At 62.0% G+C, this 17825-nt stretch carries 17 protein-coding genes; 10 read left to right on the top strand and 7 right to left on the bottom strand.

Translation table 11 applies throughout. The features are described from left to right. Positions 1-192 precede the first annotated feature (192 nt). The 3 genes from C8C89_RS17325 to mltG are packed head-to-tail and all read right to left on the bottom strand — an operon-like array spanning position 193 to position 2892. Positions 193-1221 carry a DNA polymerase III subunit delta' gene (locus C8C89_RS17325; protein WP_133991340.1) on the bottom strand — a complete coding sequence of 343 codons (1029 nt, stop codon included), beginning with the start codon at positions 1219-1221 and terminating at the stop codon, positions 193-195. 16 nt (positions 1222-1237) lie between these two features. Further along, positions 1238-1879 (bottom strand): dTMP kinase, encoded by a 642-nt coding sequence (tmk, locus tag C8C89_RS17320; RefSeq protein WP_101481375.1) that lies wholly within the window; start codon positions 1877-1879, stop codon positions 1238-1240. Between the two features lie 26 nt (positions 1880-1905). Next, positions 1906-2892, bottom strand: a complete 987-nt coding sequence (mltG, locus tag C8C89_RS17315; RefSeq protein WP_101481376.1) for an endolytic transglycosylase MltG — start codon at positions 2890-2892, stop codon at positions 1906-1908. A gap of 176 nt (positions 2893-3068) precedes the next feature. Here mltG and C8C89_RS17310 point away from each other — a divergent pair, with 176 nt between their 5' ends. The 9 genes from C8C89_RS17310 (at position 3069) to C8C89_RS17270 (ending at position 12637) form a co-directional block, all read left to right on the top strand. Further along, a complete protein-coding gene (locus C8C89_RS17310; protein WP_133991338.1) occupies positions 3069-4199 on the top strand; it encodes a folate-binding protein YgfZ in 1131 nt (376 codons plus the stop codon). 7 nt (positions 4200-4206) lie between these two features. Next, positions 4207-4497 carry a DUF4936 family protein gene (locus C8C89_RS17305; RefSeq protein WP_101481378.1) on the top strand — a complete coding sequence of 97 codons (291 nt, stop codon included), beginning with the start codon at positions 4207-4209 and terminating at the stop codon, positions 4495-4497. Beyond that, on the top strand, positions 4488-5225 hold the full coding sequence (locus tag C8C89_RS17300) for an NRDE family protein (protein ID WP_133991336.1): 738 nt from the start codon (positions 4488-4490) through the stop codon (positions 5223-5225). The genes C8C89_RS17305 and C8C89_RS17300 overlap by 10 nt, the downstream gene beginning before the upstream one ends. A 315-nt stretch (positions 5226-5540) precedes the next feature. After that, positions 5541-6542 carry a LacI family DNA-binding transcriptional regulator gene (locus tag C8C89_RS17295; protein WP_133991334.1) on the top strand — a complete coding sequence of 334 codons (1002 nt, stop codon included), beginning with the start codon at positions 5541-5543 and terminating at the stop codon, positions 6540-6542. Positions 6543-6573: 31 nt separating this feature from the next. Next, positions 6574-8058 (top strand): xylulokinase, encoded by a 1485-nt coding sequence (xylB, locus tag C8C89_RS17290; protein ID WP_208327789.1) that lies wholly within the window; start codon positions 6574-6576, stop codon positions 8056-8058. 2 nt (positions 8059-8060) lie between these two features. Continuing rightward, positions 8061-9011: a transaldolase gene (gene tal, locus C8C89_RS17285; protein ID WP_133991330.1), complete on the top strand. Its 951-nt coding sequence runs from the start codon at positions 8061-8063 to the stop codon at positions 9009-9011. Positions 9012-9077: 66 nt separating this feature from the next. Beyond that, positions 9078-10013, top strand: coding sequence for an ABC transporter substrate-binding protein (locus tag C8C89_RS17280; protein WP_133991327.1), 936 nt, complete (start codon positions 9078-9080; stop codon positions 10011-10013). Between the two features lie 77 nt (positions 10014-10090). Then, entirely contained in the window at positions 10091-11590 is a 1500-nt protein-coding gene (locus tag C8C89_RS17275; protein WP_133991325.1) for a sugar ABC transporter ATP-binding protein, read from the top strand. 36 nt (positions 11591-11626) lie between these two features. Beyond that, positions 11627-12637: a ribose ABC transporter permease gene (locus C8C89_RS17270; protein WP_101481385.1), complete on the top strand. Its 1011-nt coding sequence runs from the start codon at positions 11627-11629 to the stop codon at positions 12635-12637. Positions 12638-12716: 79 nt separating this feature from the next. On the opposite strand, the gene C8C89_RS17265 is transcribed toward C8C89_RS17270, so the two are convergent. From C8C89_RS17265 to C8C89_RS17250, 4 genes are all read right to left on the bottom strand, one after another. Next, on the bottom strand, positions 12717-13145 hold the full coding sequence (locus tag C8C89_RS17265) for a GNAT family N-acetyltransferase (protein ID WP_101481386.1): 429 nt from the start codon (positions 13143-13145) through the stop codon (positions 12717-12719). Positions 13146-13205: 60 nt separating this feature from the next. Further along, a complete protein-coding gene (locus C8C89_RS17260; protein ID WP_133991323.1) occupies positions 13206-14204 on the bottom strand; it encodes an NADP-dependent oxidoreductase in 999 nt (332 codons plus the stop codon). Positions 14205-14257: 53 nt separating this feature from the next. Then, positions 14258-14560, bottom strand: a complete 303-nt coding sequence (locus tag C8C89_RS17255) for a Dabb family protein (protein WP_133991321.1) — start codon at positions 14558-14560, stop codon at positions 14258-14260. Positions 14561-14686: 126 nt separating this feature from the next. Continuing rightward, positions 14687-15865: an acetyl-CoA C-acyltransferase gene (locus C8C89_RS17250; RefSeq protein ID WP_133991319.1), complete on the bottom strand. Its 1179-nt coding sequence runs from the start codon at positions 15863-15865 to the stop codon at positions 14687-14689. 232 nt (positions 15866-16097) lie between these two features. Between C8C89_RS17250 and C8C89_RS17245 the strand changes: the two genes are divergently transcribed. Beyond that, the gene (locus C8C89_RS17245; protein ID WP_101481390.1) at positions 16098-17798 is read left to right on the top strand and encodes an MFS transporter; all 1701 of its coding nucleotides are present in this window, start codon (positions 16098-16100) and stop codon (positions 17796-17798) included. The last annotated feature ends 27 nt before the right edge of the window (positions 17799-17825 follow it).

Below are 17825 nucleotides of genomic sequence, written 5' to 3'. Positions count from 1 at the left end.
CTAGCGTGGCAAACGGCCATGGCGCGCCAGGCAAAAATATTATCAAGATGTATAGTAGACTGCCGCTGCGCAGCCATGGGGGTTGCGCGCGGAAACGTGGAGAGTGTTCTTGCTGAAACCTGCGGCCAAATCGTTCGCATCGTGCCAATAATTAAATAATCTGCATTAACTTGGTGACGCAAGCGATTGATTTCATTGGCAGCTTGAAGAGTAGTCGAGCAGCATGTCTTCCAGGAATAGCTTAGGCGACAAGGGGTGCTCGGCGATCGCCCTGCGCTCATTGGCTGCCTTGATGGCGGCCATCAAACGGCTGACGTTGATGCGTGCGGCCAGCGCTTCCAGCTCCCGCCTGTGGCGCGGATAGTAGCGGATGGTGCCGGACAATTTCACGGAAAACACATCGTACAGCCAGCGCTGCAAGGACGCCACAAGTGGCGCCAAAGGCGCCTTCTGCAGCTTGTCGGCCGCCTTCAGGGCAGCTTCCACGCCCGGATGGGCCAACACTTGCAGCAACTGTTCCGTTTCTTCGCGGCCACCCGACTCGGATTGGGCCAGCGCGGCCAGCGGCGCGCCGCCCTGCTCGCGCAGCCAGCTGTCCGCGTCATTCAAGCCTTGGGCCTTGAGCCAGGTCAAGGCCTGCTCGTGGCTGGGCATGGGCAAGGCGAACTTGCGGCAGCGTGACAAGATCGTCGGCAGCAAGCGGTCCAGGCTGTTCGATGCCAGCAGGAACAAGGTACCCGGCGGAGGCTCCTCCAGCGTCTTCAGCAAGGCATTCGAGGCGGGCGTATTGAGCGCCTCGGCCGGGTACAGCACCACCACGCGCAAGCCTTGGCGGTGCGTGGAAATGTTCATGAAGTCGGCCAGGTTGCGGATCTGCTCGATCTTGATGTCTTTCGACGGCGTCTTGGTCTTGGCGCTCTTCTTCGCGCCTTCGCCCTCTTCGCCGTCGTCGGCCACCTCGTCTTCCAGCGCTTCCGGACGGACCCTGCGGTAATCCGGATGGTTGCCCTGGCTAAACCAGCCGCACGAAGCGCACGCGCCGCAGGCATGACCGTCTGCGCGTACGTCTTCGCACAGCAAGGCCTGCGCGAAATGCTCGATGAAGTCTGCCTTGCCGATGCCTTGCGCGCCATGGAACAAAATGGCGTGCGGCATGCGCGGGCGCAGCGCTTGCAATTGCTGCCAGGCGTCCTGCTGCCAGGGATAGAGAGAACTTGTCATATCATCTTCTTTTAAATCAGCGTGTTACAGCACTTTGCTCAAGCAGAACATCAAGCAGCTGTGCGAGCTGTACTTGAATGTCAGCGATGCTTTGCGTGGAATCGATGATGCGGAAGCGTTCAGGGAACTGGGCGGCGCGGCGCAGATACTCGTTGCGCGTGGCGGCGAAGAAATCCGATCGCTCCTGTTCGAACTTGTCGAGCGAGCGCGTAGCGTCCAGGCGGGCACGGGCCACGGCCAGCGGCACGTCGAACAAAAACGTCAGGTCCGGCTGCAGGTGGGGATGCACCCACGCTTCCAGCGCTTCCATCTTGCGCAAGTCCATGCCCCGGCCGCCACCCTGGTAGGCAAAGCTGGCATCGGTAAAACGGTCGGAAATGACCCACTCGCCCCGCTCCAGGGCAGGCGCGATGACTTGCGCGATGTGTTCGCGGCGGCTGGCGAACATCAGCAAGGCTTCCGTTTCCAAATGCATTTTTTCATGCAACAGCAGTTCGCGCAGCTTTTCGCCCAGGCCGGTGCCGCCCGGTTCGCGCGACGACACGAGGCTTACGCCCCGCTGCTGCAAATAGTCGGTAACAAAGCCGATATGCGTCGACTTGCCCGCGCCATCGATGCCTTCGAAGGTGATGAAGCGGGGTTGATGGTGTTGTGTCATGAAACTTCTTACTTAATCAGGTGAAATTACCGCTGGTACTGGTTCACGGCGCGGTTATGGTCGGGCAAGTTGGCCGAGAACTGACTGGTGCCGTCGCCGCGCGCCACGAAATACAGCGCCTGCGTGCGGGCCGGCGCCAGCGCCGCCGTCAGCGATTGCGCGCCAGCCAGCGCGATCGGCGTGGGCGGCAAGCCGCCGCGCGTGTAGGTATTGTACGGGGTGTCCGCTTCCAGGTCGCGTTTGCGGATCTTGCCCTGGTAGTTGTCGCCCATGCCATAGATTACGGTCGGGTCCGTCTGAAGCAGCATGCCGGTCTTCAGGCGGTTGACGAAGACGCCGGCGATCATGGCACGTTCGGACTTTTGTCCCGTTTCCTTTTCCACGATGGAAGCCATGATCAGCGCCTCGTACGGGTTTTTATAGGGCAAGGCGGGATCGCGCTTGAACCACGCCTCGGACAAACGACCTATCATGGCCGTGTGCGCCTGCTTGAAAATCTGCATTTCGCTGGCGCCCTTGGCAAACAGATAGGTATCCGGGAAGAACAGGCCTTCCGGCAGCACAAATTCGGGACTGATTTTCGCCATCAACTCCTTGTCGGACAGGCCCACGGTATCGTGCTTGAGCCCGGGATGACTGGCCATCGCCTGGCGCATCTGCTTGAAAGTCCAGCCTTCGATGATGGTCAGCGATTCTTGCGCGAATTCACCGCGCGCCAGCTGCGTGATCAGACGCTGCGGTGTCGTGCCAGGCTTCAGTTCGTATGAACCGGCCTTGATCTTCGAGGTCTTGCCTTCGATACGCGCCAGCAAGTTGAACAGGATGGGCACGATGGGCACGCCCGCGTCCGCAATCTGCTGGCCGGCCGCATGCGCGCCACTGCCCGGCATGATCGTAAACGGGATCGCTTCGCCTTCCGTGGTGATGGGTTGCTGCGCCCAGTACACAAAAGTACCCCCGGCGCCGATGGCGGCGATGAGCGAACTGACTACAAGTTTTTTAAAGAAAGCCATTGTTCCGATTCTTGTGATGCGGGCGCTACCGGGCAGCGCGCGCTTGTTATGATCGTTCATTTGTGAAGCAAGTACGCGCAAAGCGGCGCCAACACTGGCATTCTTGCCGCTGCCGACGCAATCTGCGCGACATCACTATAATGAACCCGTAATGATAATGCTTAATCGCTGATCTAATGGAAATTATGAATAACTGGAATCAATTTTTAACTGCACAAGGCGCCCGCCCCGTTGTCATCGATGGCGCGCCTGACAGCACCGCTCTTGTCACCAGCGTCGCCACCAACGTCTACCCCATCGCCGATTTTGGCCAGTCCCTGACAGTGTCCCAGCTGCAAGAAGGTTTTGTCGCGGCCATCACGGACCAGGGCTTGATCGGCTTGACCGGCGACGAGGCAGCCAGTTTCCTGCACGGCCAGCTGACCAACGATGTGGAACACCTGGACCGGGAGCAAGTGCGCCTGGCCGGCTATTGCACGCCCAAGGGCAGGATGCTTGCCAGTTTCCTGATGTGGCGCAATGCCACCACCATTTATCTGCAATTGCCGCGCGCCATACAGCCAGCCATCCAGAAGCGCTTGCAAATGTTCGTGCTGCGCGCCAAGGCCAAGCTGCACGATGCGTCCTTTGATGAAGCGAACCAGGTCATCCTGGGCTTCGGTGGACTAAAGGCCAGCGCCGCCCTGTCCGCCTGCTTCCCCGTACTGCCCGCCACGCCGTTCAGCAAAGTGGACCACACTCTGGGCACCCTGCTGCGCGTGGCCGATGCCTTTGGCAGCGCCCGCTATGAATGGCTGACGTCCGCCGCCACGGCGCGCGAGCTGTGGCCACAGTTGACCGAACAACTGGCCAAGGGCGGTAATGACGCCTGGCAATTGTCGGAAATCCATGCGGGCATCCCGCAGATCACGGCCTCCACGCAAGAGCAATTCGTGCCGCAAATGGTCAATTTCGAGCTGCTGGGCGGCGTCAATTTCAAGAAAGGCTGCTACCCGGGCCAGGAAATCGTCGCGCGCAGCCAGTATCTGGGCAAGCTCAAGCGCCGTACCACCCTCGTCAGCATCGCTGACGCAGCGGCAGTGGCCGGTGGCGAACTGTTCGCCGTCAGCGACCCGGACCAGCCCTGCGGCATGCTCGTCAACGCCGCGCCCAACGGTGCCGGCGGCATCGACGCCCTCGTTGAAATGAAGTTGGGGGCGATAGCGGAAGGTTCAAGCGCCGCCGGCGCCGTGCGCTACGGTTCGGCCCTGGGCGCTCACGTGCAGTTCCTGCCCATGCCTTACGTGCTCGACGCACTCGACTTGTGAGAATGCCATGAAAGATTTGTACATTTATTATCAGGTCAAGGAAGAGCACGCCCAGGCGCTGGAAGCGCGGGTCCGCTCCTTGCAGGCAAAGCTGGCGGCCGCCTCCGGCGTGTCGCCGCAACTCAAGCGCCGTCCGGAAGTGAAGGACGGCTTGCAGACGTGGATGGAAATCTATCCCGTCGTCGGCGAAGGTTTTGCCGAACTGCTGGCCGCAGCCGCCGACGAGGCGGGCTTGCTGGCCCTGACGGCCGGCGCGCGCCATACGGAAGTGTTCATGGATTTGCCTCCATGTGCCTGATCGTTTTTGCCTGGAAAGTCAATCCGCACATCCCGCTGATTGCCGCCGCCAACCGCGACGAATTCTATGAACGCGCCAGCGCCCCTGCCGGCGCCTGGACCGAGCACCCGCAAGTGTATGCGGGCCGCGATCTGCAGGCGGGCGGCAGCTGGATGGGCATCACGCAGGCCGGCAGCGGCAGTTCGCGCTTTGCCGCCATCACCAATATCCGCAGTCCGCAAGACCGCAACCCGGACGCCCCCTCGCGCGGCGCCCTGGTGGCCGACTATCTGGCCGGAAATATGTCACCGCAAGACTACATCGCGCAAATCCGCCCCGGATGCAAAGCCTACAACGGTTTCAATCTGGTACTGGGCGACGCGCATACGCTGATCTGGTTTTCCAACCGGGGCGATGGCGATGCACGCAATGGCCAACCGTTGGAACCGGGCATCTACGGCTTGTCGAACGCCCTGCTGGACGCGCCTTGGCCGAAAGTCTTGAAGACCAAAGCCCAGTTTGCCAGCCTGCTGTGCCAGGGCGCGCCCGACGACGCGTATTTCGATATGCTGGCTGATACCACGCGCGCGCCCGACTTCCGCTTGCCGGACACGGGCGTGCCGCTCGACCTTGAGCGCGTGCTGTCCGCCGTCTGCATCGAAACGCCGGGCTATGGGACGCGCACTTCCACCGTCGTGAAACTGTTCCCGGACTCCCCCGGCGAATTGCATGAGCTGGTGATTCAATAACGCAACCTTGCCATCTTGATGAGGCTTAGGTCGGGGTAGGTCGAGTTAGCGCGCAAGCGCGTAAGCCGACAACACCACCACACTCAACCAACATCACCGCCGTCCCAGGCGTCGGATTACGCGCGCCTGCGGCGCGCTAATCCGACCTACGCACGCATCCCCTTGTCTTCATCGAAAAGCCACTCGGCAAGCGTCCGCACAAAAAAAGAAAGCGCTTGCGCAAGCGCTTTCTTTTGTTTACGATAGATTCAAACGCGGCGACACAGCCGCACCCAATCGCAGTACACAATAATAAAAAAACCATCAGGAGACACCATGGCCACCATGGAAGATGTAGCGCGGGCGGCGGACGTATCGTTGTCGACCGTCTCTCACGTAGTCAACGGCACCCGCAAGGTCAGCCCGAAAACCGTCGCCGCCGTCAACGCGGCCATGCAGCAGATCGGCTATGTGCCGAACATGCTGGCGCGCGCCCTGGCCGGCTCCTCGTCGGGCACCATCGGCGTGGCCATTTCCGCTTTCACCAATCATTACTTCAGCGAAACCGTGCGCGCCATCGAGGCGGCCTGCACGCGCCACGGCTTGATGATGCTGTTTTCCGACACGCATGACGATCCCGAACAGGAACTCAAAGTGGTGCAGAACTTGCACCAGCGCCGGGTCGACGGCATCGTACTGGCGCCCTCGGGCGATCCGCACAACCGCGCGCTCGACTATTTGACCAGCAACAAGATCGCTTCCGTGCTGGTCGACCGCATGTCGCCGCAGCCGTTCGACCAGGTGGGCGTGGAAAACACCGAGGCGACGGCCCAGCTGGTCAGCCATCTGATCGCGGCCCACGGCCACCGCCGCATCGGTTTCATTGCCGGCGCGCCCGGCCTGTCCACGACGGACGAGCGTATCGCAGGCTACCGCCTGGCCTTGCAGCGCGCCAATATCGACTTTGACGCAGAGCTGCTGCGCTCGGGCGACTCGAACCTGGAGCGCAGCGGCACGGCCACTCTGGAACTGCTGGCACTGTCACAGCGGCCCACGGCCATCGTGGCCGGCAATAACCTGATGACCATCGGCACCATGCACGCCTTGCGTGACGCCCACATTGCGGTACCGCAAGACGTCGCGCTGGCCGGCTTCGATGATTTCGACTGGGCCGATTATTTCAGCCCCCGCCTGACCGTGATGGCGCAGCCGCTCGAAGAGCTGGGCGCCATGGCCGTCGACCTGTTAATCGACCGCATCGCCAACCCGGGCCGCGCCCAGCATGTGCAGCGCTTGTCGCCGGCCCTGCGCGTGCGCAATTCCTGCGGCTGCCCCTGACCTCTTACAGTAATCCAATATGCATCCAGCGATTTCCCTCGGTATCGACCTCGGTACCTCCGAACTGAAAACCGTGCTGATGGACAGCACAGGCAGCGTGCGCGGCCAGGCTTCCGTCCGCCTGGACGTGAGCCGCCCGCAGCCGGGCTGGTCCGAACAAGCGCCGCAGGATTGGTGGGCCGCCTGTGTCAACGCGCTGGGCCAGCTGCGCGCCGGCTGGCCGCAGGAATACGCGCGCATCGTTTGCATCGGCCTGTCGGGCCAGATGCATGGCGCCGTGCTGCTCGACGTTGACGATGCCGTGATCCGTCCCGCCATCCTGTGGAACGATGCGCGCGCCGAGGCCGAAGCGGCCGCCCTGGCGCGCGACTTTCCCGCCTACGCGGACGTGACGGGCAGCCTGCCCATGGCGGGCCTGACGGCGCCAAAACTGCTGTGGCTGCAAACGCACGAGCCTGACGCTTTCGCCGCCATCGCCTGCCTGCTGTCGCCAAAAGACTATTTGCGCCTGCGTTTGACGGGGATCAAACTGACGGACATGTCCGACGCGGCCGGCACCCTGTGGCTGGACGAGGCCAAGCGCGCCTGGTACGCGCCCATGCTGGCCGCCTGCGGCCTGGCGCCGGAACAGATGCCGGCCCTGGCTGAAGGCGATGCCGCGACCGGCACCGTGCTGGCCGCCATCGCCGACCAGCTGGGCTTGCCCATGGACGTGGTGGTGGCGGGTGGCGGCGGCGACAACCCTGTCTCGGCTGTCGGCATCGGCGCCGTCAACGGCGGCGACAGTTTTATTTCGCTGGGCACCAGCGCCGCCATCGTTTCCGTCACCGAAGCGCCTTTGGGCAACCCGGCCGGCGGCGTGCACAGCTTTTGCCACGCCCTGCCCGGCCGCTGGTACGCCATGGGGGCGATTTTGTCCGGCGCCAGCTGCCTGCGCTGGGCGACTGGCGTGCTGGGCCAGCCCGACGAGGCAGCCCTGCTGGCGCTGGTGGAAGCGGGCTTGCCGCTCGACACAGCTGTCGCGCCATCCGCACCGCTGTTCCTGCCCTACCTGTCAGGCGAGCGCACGCCGCATAACGACCCGCAAGTGCGCGGCGCCTTTTTGCAGCTGGGCCACGACAGCACGCCGGCGCAGCTCGGCTACGCCGTGCTCGAAGGCGTGGCCTTTGCCTTGCGCGACGCCATGGCGGCAGTGACATCGACGGGCGCCGTCGTTCCCCACTGCATGCTGGTGGGCGGCGGCGCGCGCAGCCAGTACTGGGCGCAATTGCTGGCCAATGTGCTGGGACGCGAAATGCGCACCCTGCACAACAGCGAACTGTCGGCCAGCCTGGGCGCGGCCAAGCTGGGCTTTGCCGCCATTGGCGACACCAGCCTGCTGGCGCAGGGCTTGCCCATCAAAAACACTTTCCTGCCCGATGCCGCGCACAGCGCAGCCTTGAGCATCCGCTACGGTCGCTACCGTAGCCTGTTTCCCGCCGTGCAAGCCTTGCACCAACTCAGTGATAAGGAATAGTAATGAATCAGCTGCAACAATTGAAGCAAACCAGCACCGTCGTCGCCGACACGGGTGACTTTTTGCAATTGGCCCGTTTCGCGCCACAAGACGCCACCACCAACCCGTCGCTGATCCTGAAAGCTGTACTGCAGCCCGATTACGCGCCCTTGCTGGAAAGCACGGTTGCCGCGCATAAATCCGCCTCGCTGGACGATATCGTCGACCAGGTGCTGGTGCGCTTCGGCCTGGAAATTTTGAAAGTGGTGCCGGGCCGCGTGTCGACGGAAGTCGATGCCCGCTTGAGCTTTGACCGCGCCGCCACCGTGGCCCGGGCGCGCCGCCTGATCGCCCTGTACGAACAAGCGGGCGTCCAGCGCGAGCGCGTGCTGATCAAGATCGCCGCCACCTGGGAAGGCATCCAGGCGGCCCGTGAACTGGAAAAAGATGGCATCTTTTGCAACCTGACCCTGCTGTTCGCATTTTGCCAGGCCGTCGCCTGCGCCGACGCGAAAGTGCGCCTGATTTCGCCGTTCGTGGGCCGCATCTACGACTGGCACAAGAAATCCCTGGGCGCGGCATGGGACGAAGCGGCGCGCAGCCTGTCCAACGATCCAGGTGTACAGTCGGTCACGCGCATCTTCAATTACTACAAGCAACATGGCATCGCCACGCAAGTGATGGGCGCCAGCTTCCGCAACGTGGGACAGATCACGGCCCTGTCCGGCTGCGACTTGCTGACCATCAGCCCAGACCTGCTGGCCAAGCTGGAAGCGTCCAACGCACCATTCGAGCGCGCGCTGGGCGGCGACCTGGGCGCGGCGCAGCGCGCCATCACGTATGACGAAGCGGCTTTCCGCTACGCCTTGAACGACGATGCGATGGCGACCGAAAAGCTGGCCGAAGGCATCCGCGGCTTTGCCGTCGATGCGGGCAAGCTGGACGCCATGATCGAAAAGTTACGCAATCAATAACGCATGCAATCAGTTTTCACCCGTAGCACCAGTCGCTTTTCACAATAAAAACTCTTGGAGATCTTCATGAAAAAAGTCATTACCGCCACCCTGCTGCTGTCCGCCGCCTGCGGCGCCTTCGCTGCCGATAAACCGCTGAAATCCATCGGCGTGAGCGTGGGCGACCTGGCCAACCCGTTTTTTGTCGCCATCGGGCGTGGCGCGGAAGAAAGCGCGAAAAAGCTGGGCGGCCCTGGCGTGAAAGTCACCACTGTTTCCAGCAAGTATGACCTGAACACCCAGGTGGACCAGATTGAAAACTTTATTGCCAACAAAACCGACATCATCATCCTAAATGCCGTCGATTCCAAGGGCATCGCCCCGGCCATCAAGAAAGCACGCAATGCGGGTGTGGTCGTGATCGCCGTCGACGTGGGCGCCGTGGGCGCTTCGGCCACCGTGATGTCCGACAACACCATGGCGGGCGACGTGTCGTGCGCCTACCTGGCCAAGCAGATCGGCGGCAAGGGCAATGTCGTGATCCTCAACGGCCCGCCGGTCACGTCCGTGATCGACCGCGTCAACGGCTGCAAAAAAACCCTGGCCGCGTTCAAGGATATCAAGATCCTGTCCGACAACCAGAACGCGGGCGGCAGCCGCGACGGCGGCATGACCGTGATGTCGAATTTGCTGACGGCCCATCCGAAGATCGACGGCGTATTCGCCATCAATGACCCGACGGGCATCGGCGCCGAACTGGCGATCAAGCAATCGAAGCGCACGGACGTGAAACTGATCACGGCCGTCGATGGCGCGCCCGATGGCCAGAACGCCCTGAAGAACAAGGCCGGCCTGTTTGCCGCCACCTCGGCGCAAAACCCCTACCGCATGGCCACGGACGCCGTGCAGATGGGCTACGACATCATGAATGGCCGCACGCCGAAGCAAACCATGGTGCTGTTGCCGACCCCGGCCATCACCAAGGAAAACGTCGCCACCTACGCGGGCTGGGTAAAGAACTGATCTGCCTGACCTGAACCACGAGGCGCCGCCAGCTTGCGGGCAGGCGGCGCCAGTTTCACAAGCAAGGAAGGACAGTCATGAGCGACGATATTATTTTTGAAATGCGCGGCATCGAGAAGCGCTTTGGCGCCACGCGCGCGCTGCGCGGCGTGCACCTGACGGTGCGCAGCGGCGAAATCCATGCCGTGATGGGCGAAAACGGCGCCGGCAAGAGCACCCTGATGAAGATTTTGTCCGGCGTGTACACCCCCGATGCGGGCGAAATCATTCTCGACGGCAAACCGATCAAGATCCGCAATCCGGGCGAGGCGCGCGCCTTGGGCATTAACCTGATTTACCAGGAATTGAGCGTGGCCAAGAACATGACGGTGGCGCAGAACGTCTTCATGGGCAGCGAACCGCAAGGACCGTTCTGGACCGTCAAGGGCGGCGAAATGCGCGCGCGCACCAACGCCATCCTGGCCGACCTCGGTTCCCGCTTCGACGCGGACACCATGGTGTCGACCCTGTCGATCGCCGAGCAGCAGCAGGTGGAAATCGCCCGCGCCCTCGTGCATGAAAGCCGTATCCTGATCATGGACGAGCCCACTGCCGCCCTGTCCGACCGGGAAACCGAACAATTGTTCCGCATCATCGAAGAACAGCGCGACAAGGGCCTGGCCGTGCTCTACATCAGCCACCGCATGGCCGAGGTGGAGCGCCTGGCGCGCCGCATCACGGTGCTGCGCGACGGTGCCTATGTGGGCGAGCTGGGCAAGGATGAACTGGATCAAAAGAAAGTCGTGCAAATGATGGTGGGGCGCCCCGCCGACGACTTTTATTCGCACCAGCGCCGCACCACGCGTGGCGCCGAGCGCCTGCGCGTGGAAAACGTGGGCGGTGGCAAGGTCAAGCCCGCCTCGTTTGCCCTGCATGCGGGCGAAGTGACGGGCCTGGCCGGCCTGGTCGGCGCGGGCCGCACGGAACTGGCGCGTTTGATCTTTGGCGCTGACAAGAAGCAATCGGGGCAAGTCTGGCTCGACGGCCAGGAAGTACATATCCACCGGCCGCTGACGGCGATACGCCACGGCATCGGCTACCTGCCGGAAGACCGCAAGAGCCTGGGCTTGTTCATGCAATTGTCGGCCATGGAAAACATGTCGATGAACATACTTTCCAAGCATTCCACGGCGGGCGTGGTGAACCGTGGCGCCCTGACCCAGCTCACGCGCGAGGCGATCGCCAACCTCAACGTCAAGGTCTCGGGACCGGACGGCATCGTGGGGGGATTATCCGGCGGCAACCAGCAGAAAGTCTTGCTGGCACGCTGGCTGGCCATCGCGCCGAAAGTGCTCATCCTCGACGAGCCGACGCGGGGCGTGGACGTGGGCGCGAAGAGCGAAATTTACAAGATCATCCACCAGTTGGCGGATGCGGGTACGGCCGTACTGTGCATTTCCAGCGAACTGGCCGAGCTGGTCGGCATTTGCGACCGCGTGATGGTGATGTGCGAAGGACGTTTGACGGGCGAAGTGACGGGCGACGACATCACGCAGGAAAACATCCTCGCCTATGCCACGCAGCTGGAAGCGGCGTAAGAGTACGCAATAGAATAATCATTCAGGAGATTGACCATGACAACGACTACCACCAGCGGCGCCCCGCGCGCCGGCGAACCCTTCAATGCCTCGAACCTGATGCGCCGCCTGGGCATGCTGCCCGTGCTGGTCGTGCTGTACCTGGCCATGTACGGCCTGACCGTATATTTCTCGGCCGACGGCACGTCGACCTTCATGACCAGCAATAACACCATGAACATCTTCCGCCAGGTGTCGATCAATATCGTGCTGGCGTCCGGCATGACCTTCGTCATTTTGACCAGCGGCATTGATTTATCGGTCGGCTCCGTGCTGGCCGTCTCGGCTGTGGCAGGCATGCTGATGTCGCTGTCGGCGCAGTTTGCCGGCTTCTCGATTCCCACCTTCCTCATCGTCGGCCTGCTGCTGGGCGCGCTGAATGGCGTGTTGGTGGCCCTCGTCGGCCTGAACCCCTTCGTCGTGACTTTGGGCACCATGACGGCCCTGCGCGGCGCCGCCTATCTGCTGGCCGACGGCACCAGCGTGCTGAACACGGAAATCCCAAGCTTCGAATGGATGGGCAACGGCAGCTTCCTGGCCGTGCCCTGGCTGATCTGGCTGGCCGCGGCCGTCGTGCTGCTGACCTGGTTTATCCTGCGCAAGACGACGCTGGGCCTGCATATCTACGCCGTCGGCGGCAATATCCAGGCGGCCCGTTTGACGGGCATCAAGGTAGGCCTCGTGCTGATGTTTGTCTACACGATCAGCGGCCTGTTCGCTGGCCTGGGCGGCGCCATGTCGGCCAGCCGTCTGTATGCGGCCAACGGCAACTGGGGCACCGGCTATGAGCTGGACGCCATCGCGGCCGTCGTGCTGGGCGGCACCAGCCTGATGGGCGGCGTGGGTTCCGTCTGGGGCACCGTCATCGGCGCCCTAATCATCGGCGTGATGAACAATGGCTTGACGATTCTGGGACTGTCGTCGTTCTGGCAGTATGTGGCGAAAGGTGTCGTGATCGTGTTGGCGGTGATTCTGGATAAATGGCGCCAGTCGCACGCGCAGAATTAAAGTCCGGGGTCAGACCCGCTGGGGAATGTGTCCCGATGGGACGCATTCCGATCGCGAAGCGACTGACCCCAGCATTACTTCACTTAAACTCCAGTCGCATCTCCACATGCGCAATCCCCGCCTCTTCAAATACCTCCCCCTGCTGCACGAAACCGTGGCGCGCATAGAATGGCGCGGCCACGGTTTGCGCATTCAGCACCACCGCTGCATCGCCCCGTTCGCGCGCCTTTTGCATCAGCAAGCTCAAAATGGCGCCGCCCACGCCCGTACCACGGCCCGGCTGGCGCACGGCCATGCGGCCGATGTGGCCGTCTGGCAATAGCCTGCCCGTGCCGATGGCGTTGCCGGAGCCGTCATAGGCAACGGCGTGCAGGCAGACGGCGTCCATGTCGTCGAGTTCGATCTCGGCCGGCACTTTCTGTTCATCAACGAAAACTTCAAAACGAATGGCGGTGGCGTCAAGGCCCAGGGTGGCCCAGTCGCCGAGGCGGATGGTGTGCTTGGTCATGGTAGGTGCTAATGTAAGACGGGACGCAATTGTCGCACGGCCCGCCTTGAGGGAAGAAGGTCAGTCCAGCTTCACCAGCTGCTTGCCGAAGTTACGCCCTTTCAACAGGCCGATGAAGGCGTCGGGCGCGCTGGCCAGGCCATCGGCCACGGATTCGCGGAATTTCAGTTTGCCCGTCGCCACCAAGGCACCCAGTTCAGTCAAGCCCTGCGGCCAGAATTCCGCTTGCTCCGAAACGATAAAGCCGCGCATCGTCAGGCGGTTGGTGAGGATGAAGCGCGCATTGTCAATTGGCGTCGGCTCGCCGTTGTAGCCGGCGATCCAGCCACACAGGGCTACGCGGCCAAAGGCGTTGGTGCGCGCCAGGGCCGCGTCAAACACGGCGCCGCCCACGTTTTCAAAGATGGCGTCGATGCCGTCCGGCGTAGCTGCCGCCAGGTCGGCTGCCAGCTTGCCCGCCTTGTAGTCGACACAGGCGTCGAAACCCAGTTCCTTGACGACATATGCACATTTCTCCGCCCCGCCAGCGATGCCCACCACCCTGCAGCCTTTCAATTTGGCCAGCTGGCCCACGACGCTGCCCACGGCGCCACTGGCCGCCGACACGACGACGGTTTCGCCCGCTTTCGGTGCCATGATCTGGTTCAAGCCATACCACGCCGTCATGCCGGGCATGCCGACGGAACCCAGGTAGGCCGAGGCGGGAATATGCGTCGTGTCGACCTTGCGCAGCATCGTGCCGTCCGATACAGCCACTTCCGTCCAGCCCAGGGTACCGACAACCGTGTCGCCCACGGCGAACTTCGGATGCTTCGATTCGAGCACCACGCCCACCGTGCCGCCTATCATGGTTTCATCGAGCGCCTGCGGCGCCGCATAGCTTTTATTCGCACTCATGCGTCCGCGCATGTACGGGTCGAGCGACAGATACTGGTTGCGCACCAGCAGCTGGCCCTCCGTGATGGCGGGAATCTCTGCCGTTTCCAGGCGGAAGTTATCCGGCTGGACTTCAGCCGTGGGGCGCGAGGCGAGGACGATGCGTTGGTAGGTGGTCATGATGCTCCTTGACGATTGGTAGAGTCAGCAGAAGGCTGAAGTCTGTTGCGTAACGACTAAATCTCATAATCCATGCATTGCCGTGCTTCCCGCACAGCCCCAAAAAACGGCTTGATTTTCACGTGCTCGGGATGGTTCTGGTAGGCATCGAGCGCTGCGCGGCTGGCGAACTCACTGTAGAGCACGATGTCATAGGTGGCTTCCAGGCCCGGCTGGGCCACGGCTACCTCGAATTTCAAGATGCCTGGCACCAGGTCCGCGCAGGAATCGAGCAAGGCTTTCAGTTTCAAGGCATTCGTGGCGCGGTCGGCACCTTCGGCGTGGTCTAACAGTTTCCAGAAAACGATGTGCTTGATCATGGTGGCAGGCTGCTTGTTTATAAACGAAGCATTACTGTAACCGCTATCGGCCCGGCTTGCAGGAACAGGGCAGGCAATGCAAACGGGCGGCCCTGGAAGCCGCCCGCAGACTGGGTTTTATCTACATTACAGCACTTCGAACAGGCCGGCCGCGCCCTGCCCGCCGCCGATGCACATCGTGACGACCACGTATTTGACGCCGCGGCGCTTGCCCTCGATCAAGGCGTGGCCCGTCAGACGCGCACCCGACACGCCGTACGGGTGGCCGACGGCGATCGCCCCGCCATTGACGTTCAGGCGGTCCATGGGGATGCCCAGAGTGTCGGCGCAATACAGCACTTGTACGGCAAATGCTTCATTAAGTTCCCACAAGCCGATGTCGGCCACCGTCAAGCCCGCCTTTTTCAGCAGTTTCGGAATGGCAAACACGGGACCGATGCCCATTTCATCGGGTTCGCAGCCGGCCACGGCAAAACCGCGGAAGATGCCCAGCGGCTGCAAGCCTTTTGCTTCGGCCACTTTCGCATTCATGACGATGGCCATCGAGGCGCCGTCGGAAAACTGGCTGGCGTTGCCTGCGCTGATGACGCCGCCCGGCATGGCGGAACGGATCTTCGCGACGCCTTCATAGGTCGTGTCGGCGCGGATGCCTTCATCGCTGGAAATCGTCACCTCGCGCGACACCAGCATGCCGCTGGCCTTGTCAGCCACGCCCATGATGGTGGTCATCGGCACGATTTCCGCGTCGAACAGGCCGGCCGCCTGGGCCGTGGCGGCGCGCTGCTGGCTTTGCGCGCCATACACATCCTGGCGCTCGCGCGAAATCTGGTAGCGCTTGGCCACGGTTTCGGCCGTCTGCAGCATGGGCCAGTACACTTCCGGCTTGTGCTGCTGCAGCCAGACATCGCGGTACATATGCGTATTCATTTCATTTTGCACGCAGGAAATCGATTCCACACCGCCCGCCGCATAGATGTCGCCTTCGCCGGCGATGATGCGTTGCGCCGCCAGGGCGATGGCCTGCAAGCCCGACGAGCAGAAACGGTTGACGGTCATGCCGGCCGTAGTGACGGGGCAGCCGCCGCGCAAGGCGACCTGGCGCGCGATGTTACCTCCCGTGGCGCCCTCCGGGAAGGCGCAGCCGACCAGCACGTCTTCCACTTCCTCCGCCTCGATGCGCGCGCGCTCGACGGCAGCGGCCAGCACGTGGCCGCCCAAGGTGGCGCCGTGCGTCATGTTGAACGCGCCCTTCCAGGACTTGGCCAGGCCCGTGCGGGCGGTCGATACGATGACGGCTTCATTCATGCTGTGTCTCCTTGTGGGAATGTTATTGGTCAATGATGGTATCTGAGCAAGCAGAATAGCACATTTAAGTACGGTCGTTCGCAAAGTTATGGCGAGCGCCAATATGTAAGCTCCGTGTAAGTTTCAAGCAAGCATGACGTAAGTTTCAGAGAACACACTCGCCCCAAGCTGTTGCAAGAATGGTCAAAAAGACCTCGGCACCAGTTCACTATAAAACATAGGGAGACAAACCATGGCAACACCATCCGGCTCGGCCGACGTACGCAAATTTTCCACAAAGGGAACGCCGATCACGCCTGAAGAACGCAAGGTCATCTTTGCGTCTTCGCTCGGCACCGTCTTTGAGTGGTACGATTTTTATCTGTACGGTTCGCTCGCTTCCATCATCGCCAAGCAATTTTTCATCGGCGACCCCACCACCACCTTCATTTTCGCCCTGCTGGCCTTTGCCGCCGGCTTCATCGTGCGTCCCTTCGGCGCGCTGGTCTTCGGCCGCCTGGGCGACATGATCGGACGCAAGTACACCTTCCTGATCACCATTTTGATCATGGGCGGCTCCACCTTCATCGTCGGCTTGCTGCCGGGCCATGCTTCCATCGGCATCGCCGCGCCGATCATCCTCGTCATCCTGCGCATCCTGCAAGGCCTTGCACTGGGCGGCGAATACGGCGGCGCAGCCACCTATGTGGCCGAGCACGCGCCTGAAGGCAAGCGCGGCGCGTTCACGGCGTGGATACAAACGACGGCTACCCTGGGCTTCTTCCTGTCGCTGATGGTCATCCTGGGCACCCGCCTGGCGACCGGCGAGAAGGATTTCGAAGCATGGGGCTGGCGCATTCCCTTCCTGGTCTCCGTCATCCTGCTGGGTATTTCCGTGTGGATCCGCCTGGCCATGAATGAATCGCCAGCGTTTTCCAAGATGAAAGCCGAGGGCAAGACCTCGAAAGCACCACTGACGGAAGCATTCGGCAAGTGGAAAAACCTGAAGATCGTCATCCTGGCCCTGATCGGCCTGACCGCTGGCCAGGCCGTCGTCTGGTACACGGGCCAGTTCTACGCCCTGTTCTTCATGATCCAGACCCTGAAAGTGGACCTGGCAACGGCCAACGTTTTGGTCGCCGTCGCCCTGCTGCTGGCCACGCCGTTCTTCCTGTTCTTCGGCAGCCTGTCCGACCGCATCGGCCGCAAGTACATCATCCTCGGCGGCTGCCTGATCGCCGCGGCGACCTACTTCCCGATCTTCAACGGCCTGACCCACTTCGCCAATCCGCAGCTGGAAGCGGCACTGAAGAACTCGCCAGTGGTGGTGGTGGCAGATCCGGCCTCTTGCCACTTCCAGTTCAACCTGACGGGCCAGAAGAAGTTCCCATCGTCGTGTGACATCGCCACGGCTTTCCTGTCGAACAGCTCGGTGAACTACACGAAAGAAGATGCACCGGCCGGCAGCGTGGCAAAAGTGCGCATAGGTGCCAAGGAATTAACCTCGTTTAACGCCGTCATGACGGCCGATGGCTTGAATTTCGATGCGGACAGCAAAGCCAAGGAAGCCGCGTTCAAGAAAGAAATCGGCGCCGGCATCAAGGAAGCGGGCTATCCGGCCAAAGCGGACCCTGACCAGATCAACAAGCCGATGGTCGTATTGCTGCTGTTCATCCTGGTACTGTACGTGACCATGGTGTATGGCCCGATCGCCGCCATGCTGGTGGAAATGTTCCCGACCCGTATCCGTTACACCTCGATGTCCCTGCCCTACCATATCGGTAACGGCTGGTTCGGCGGTTTGCTGCCGACCACGGCCTTCGCGCTGGTGGCCTTCAAGGGCGATATCTATTACGGCTTGTGGTACCCGATCGTCATCGCCCTGGCGACGGTGGTCATCGGCACCCTGTTCGTCAAGGAAACGAAGGATAACAATATCTACGCCGACGATTGATACGATCCAGCCCCGGCCGCAATGCCG

Origin of the sequence: Janthinobacterium sp. 75 (assembly GCF_004365495.1) — a bacterium.
In the GTDB taxonomy this organism is placed as follows: Bacteria; Pseudomonadota; Gammaproteobacteria; order Burkholderiales; family Burkholderiaceae_D; genus Janthinobacterium.
Note: the sequence above shows the minus strand (reverse complement) of the source record. Positions and strands in the feature narration are given on the sequence as shown.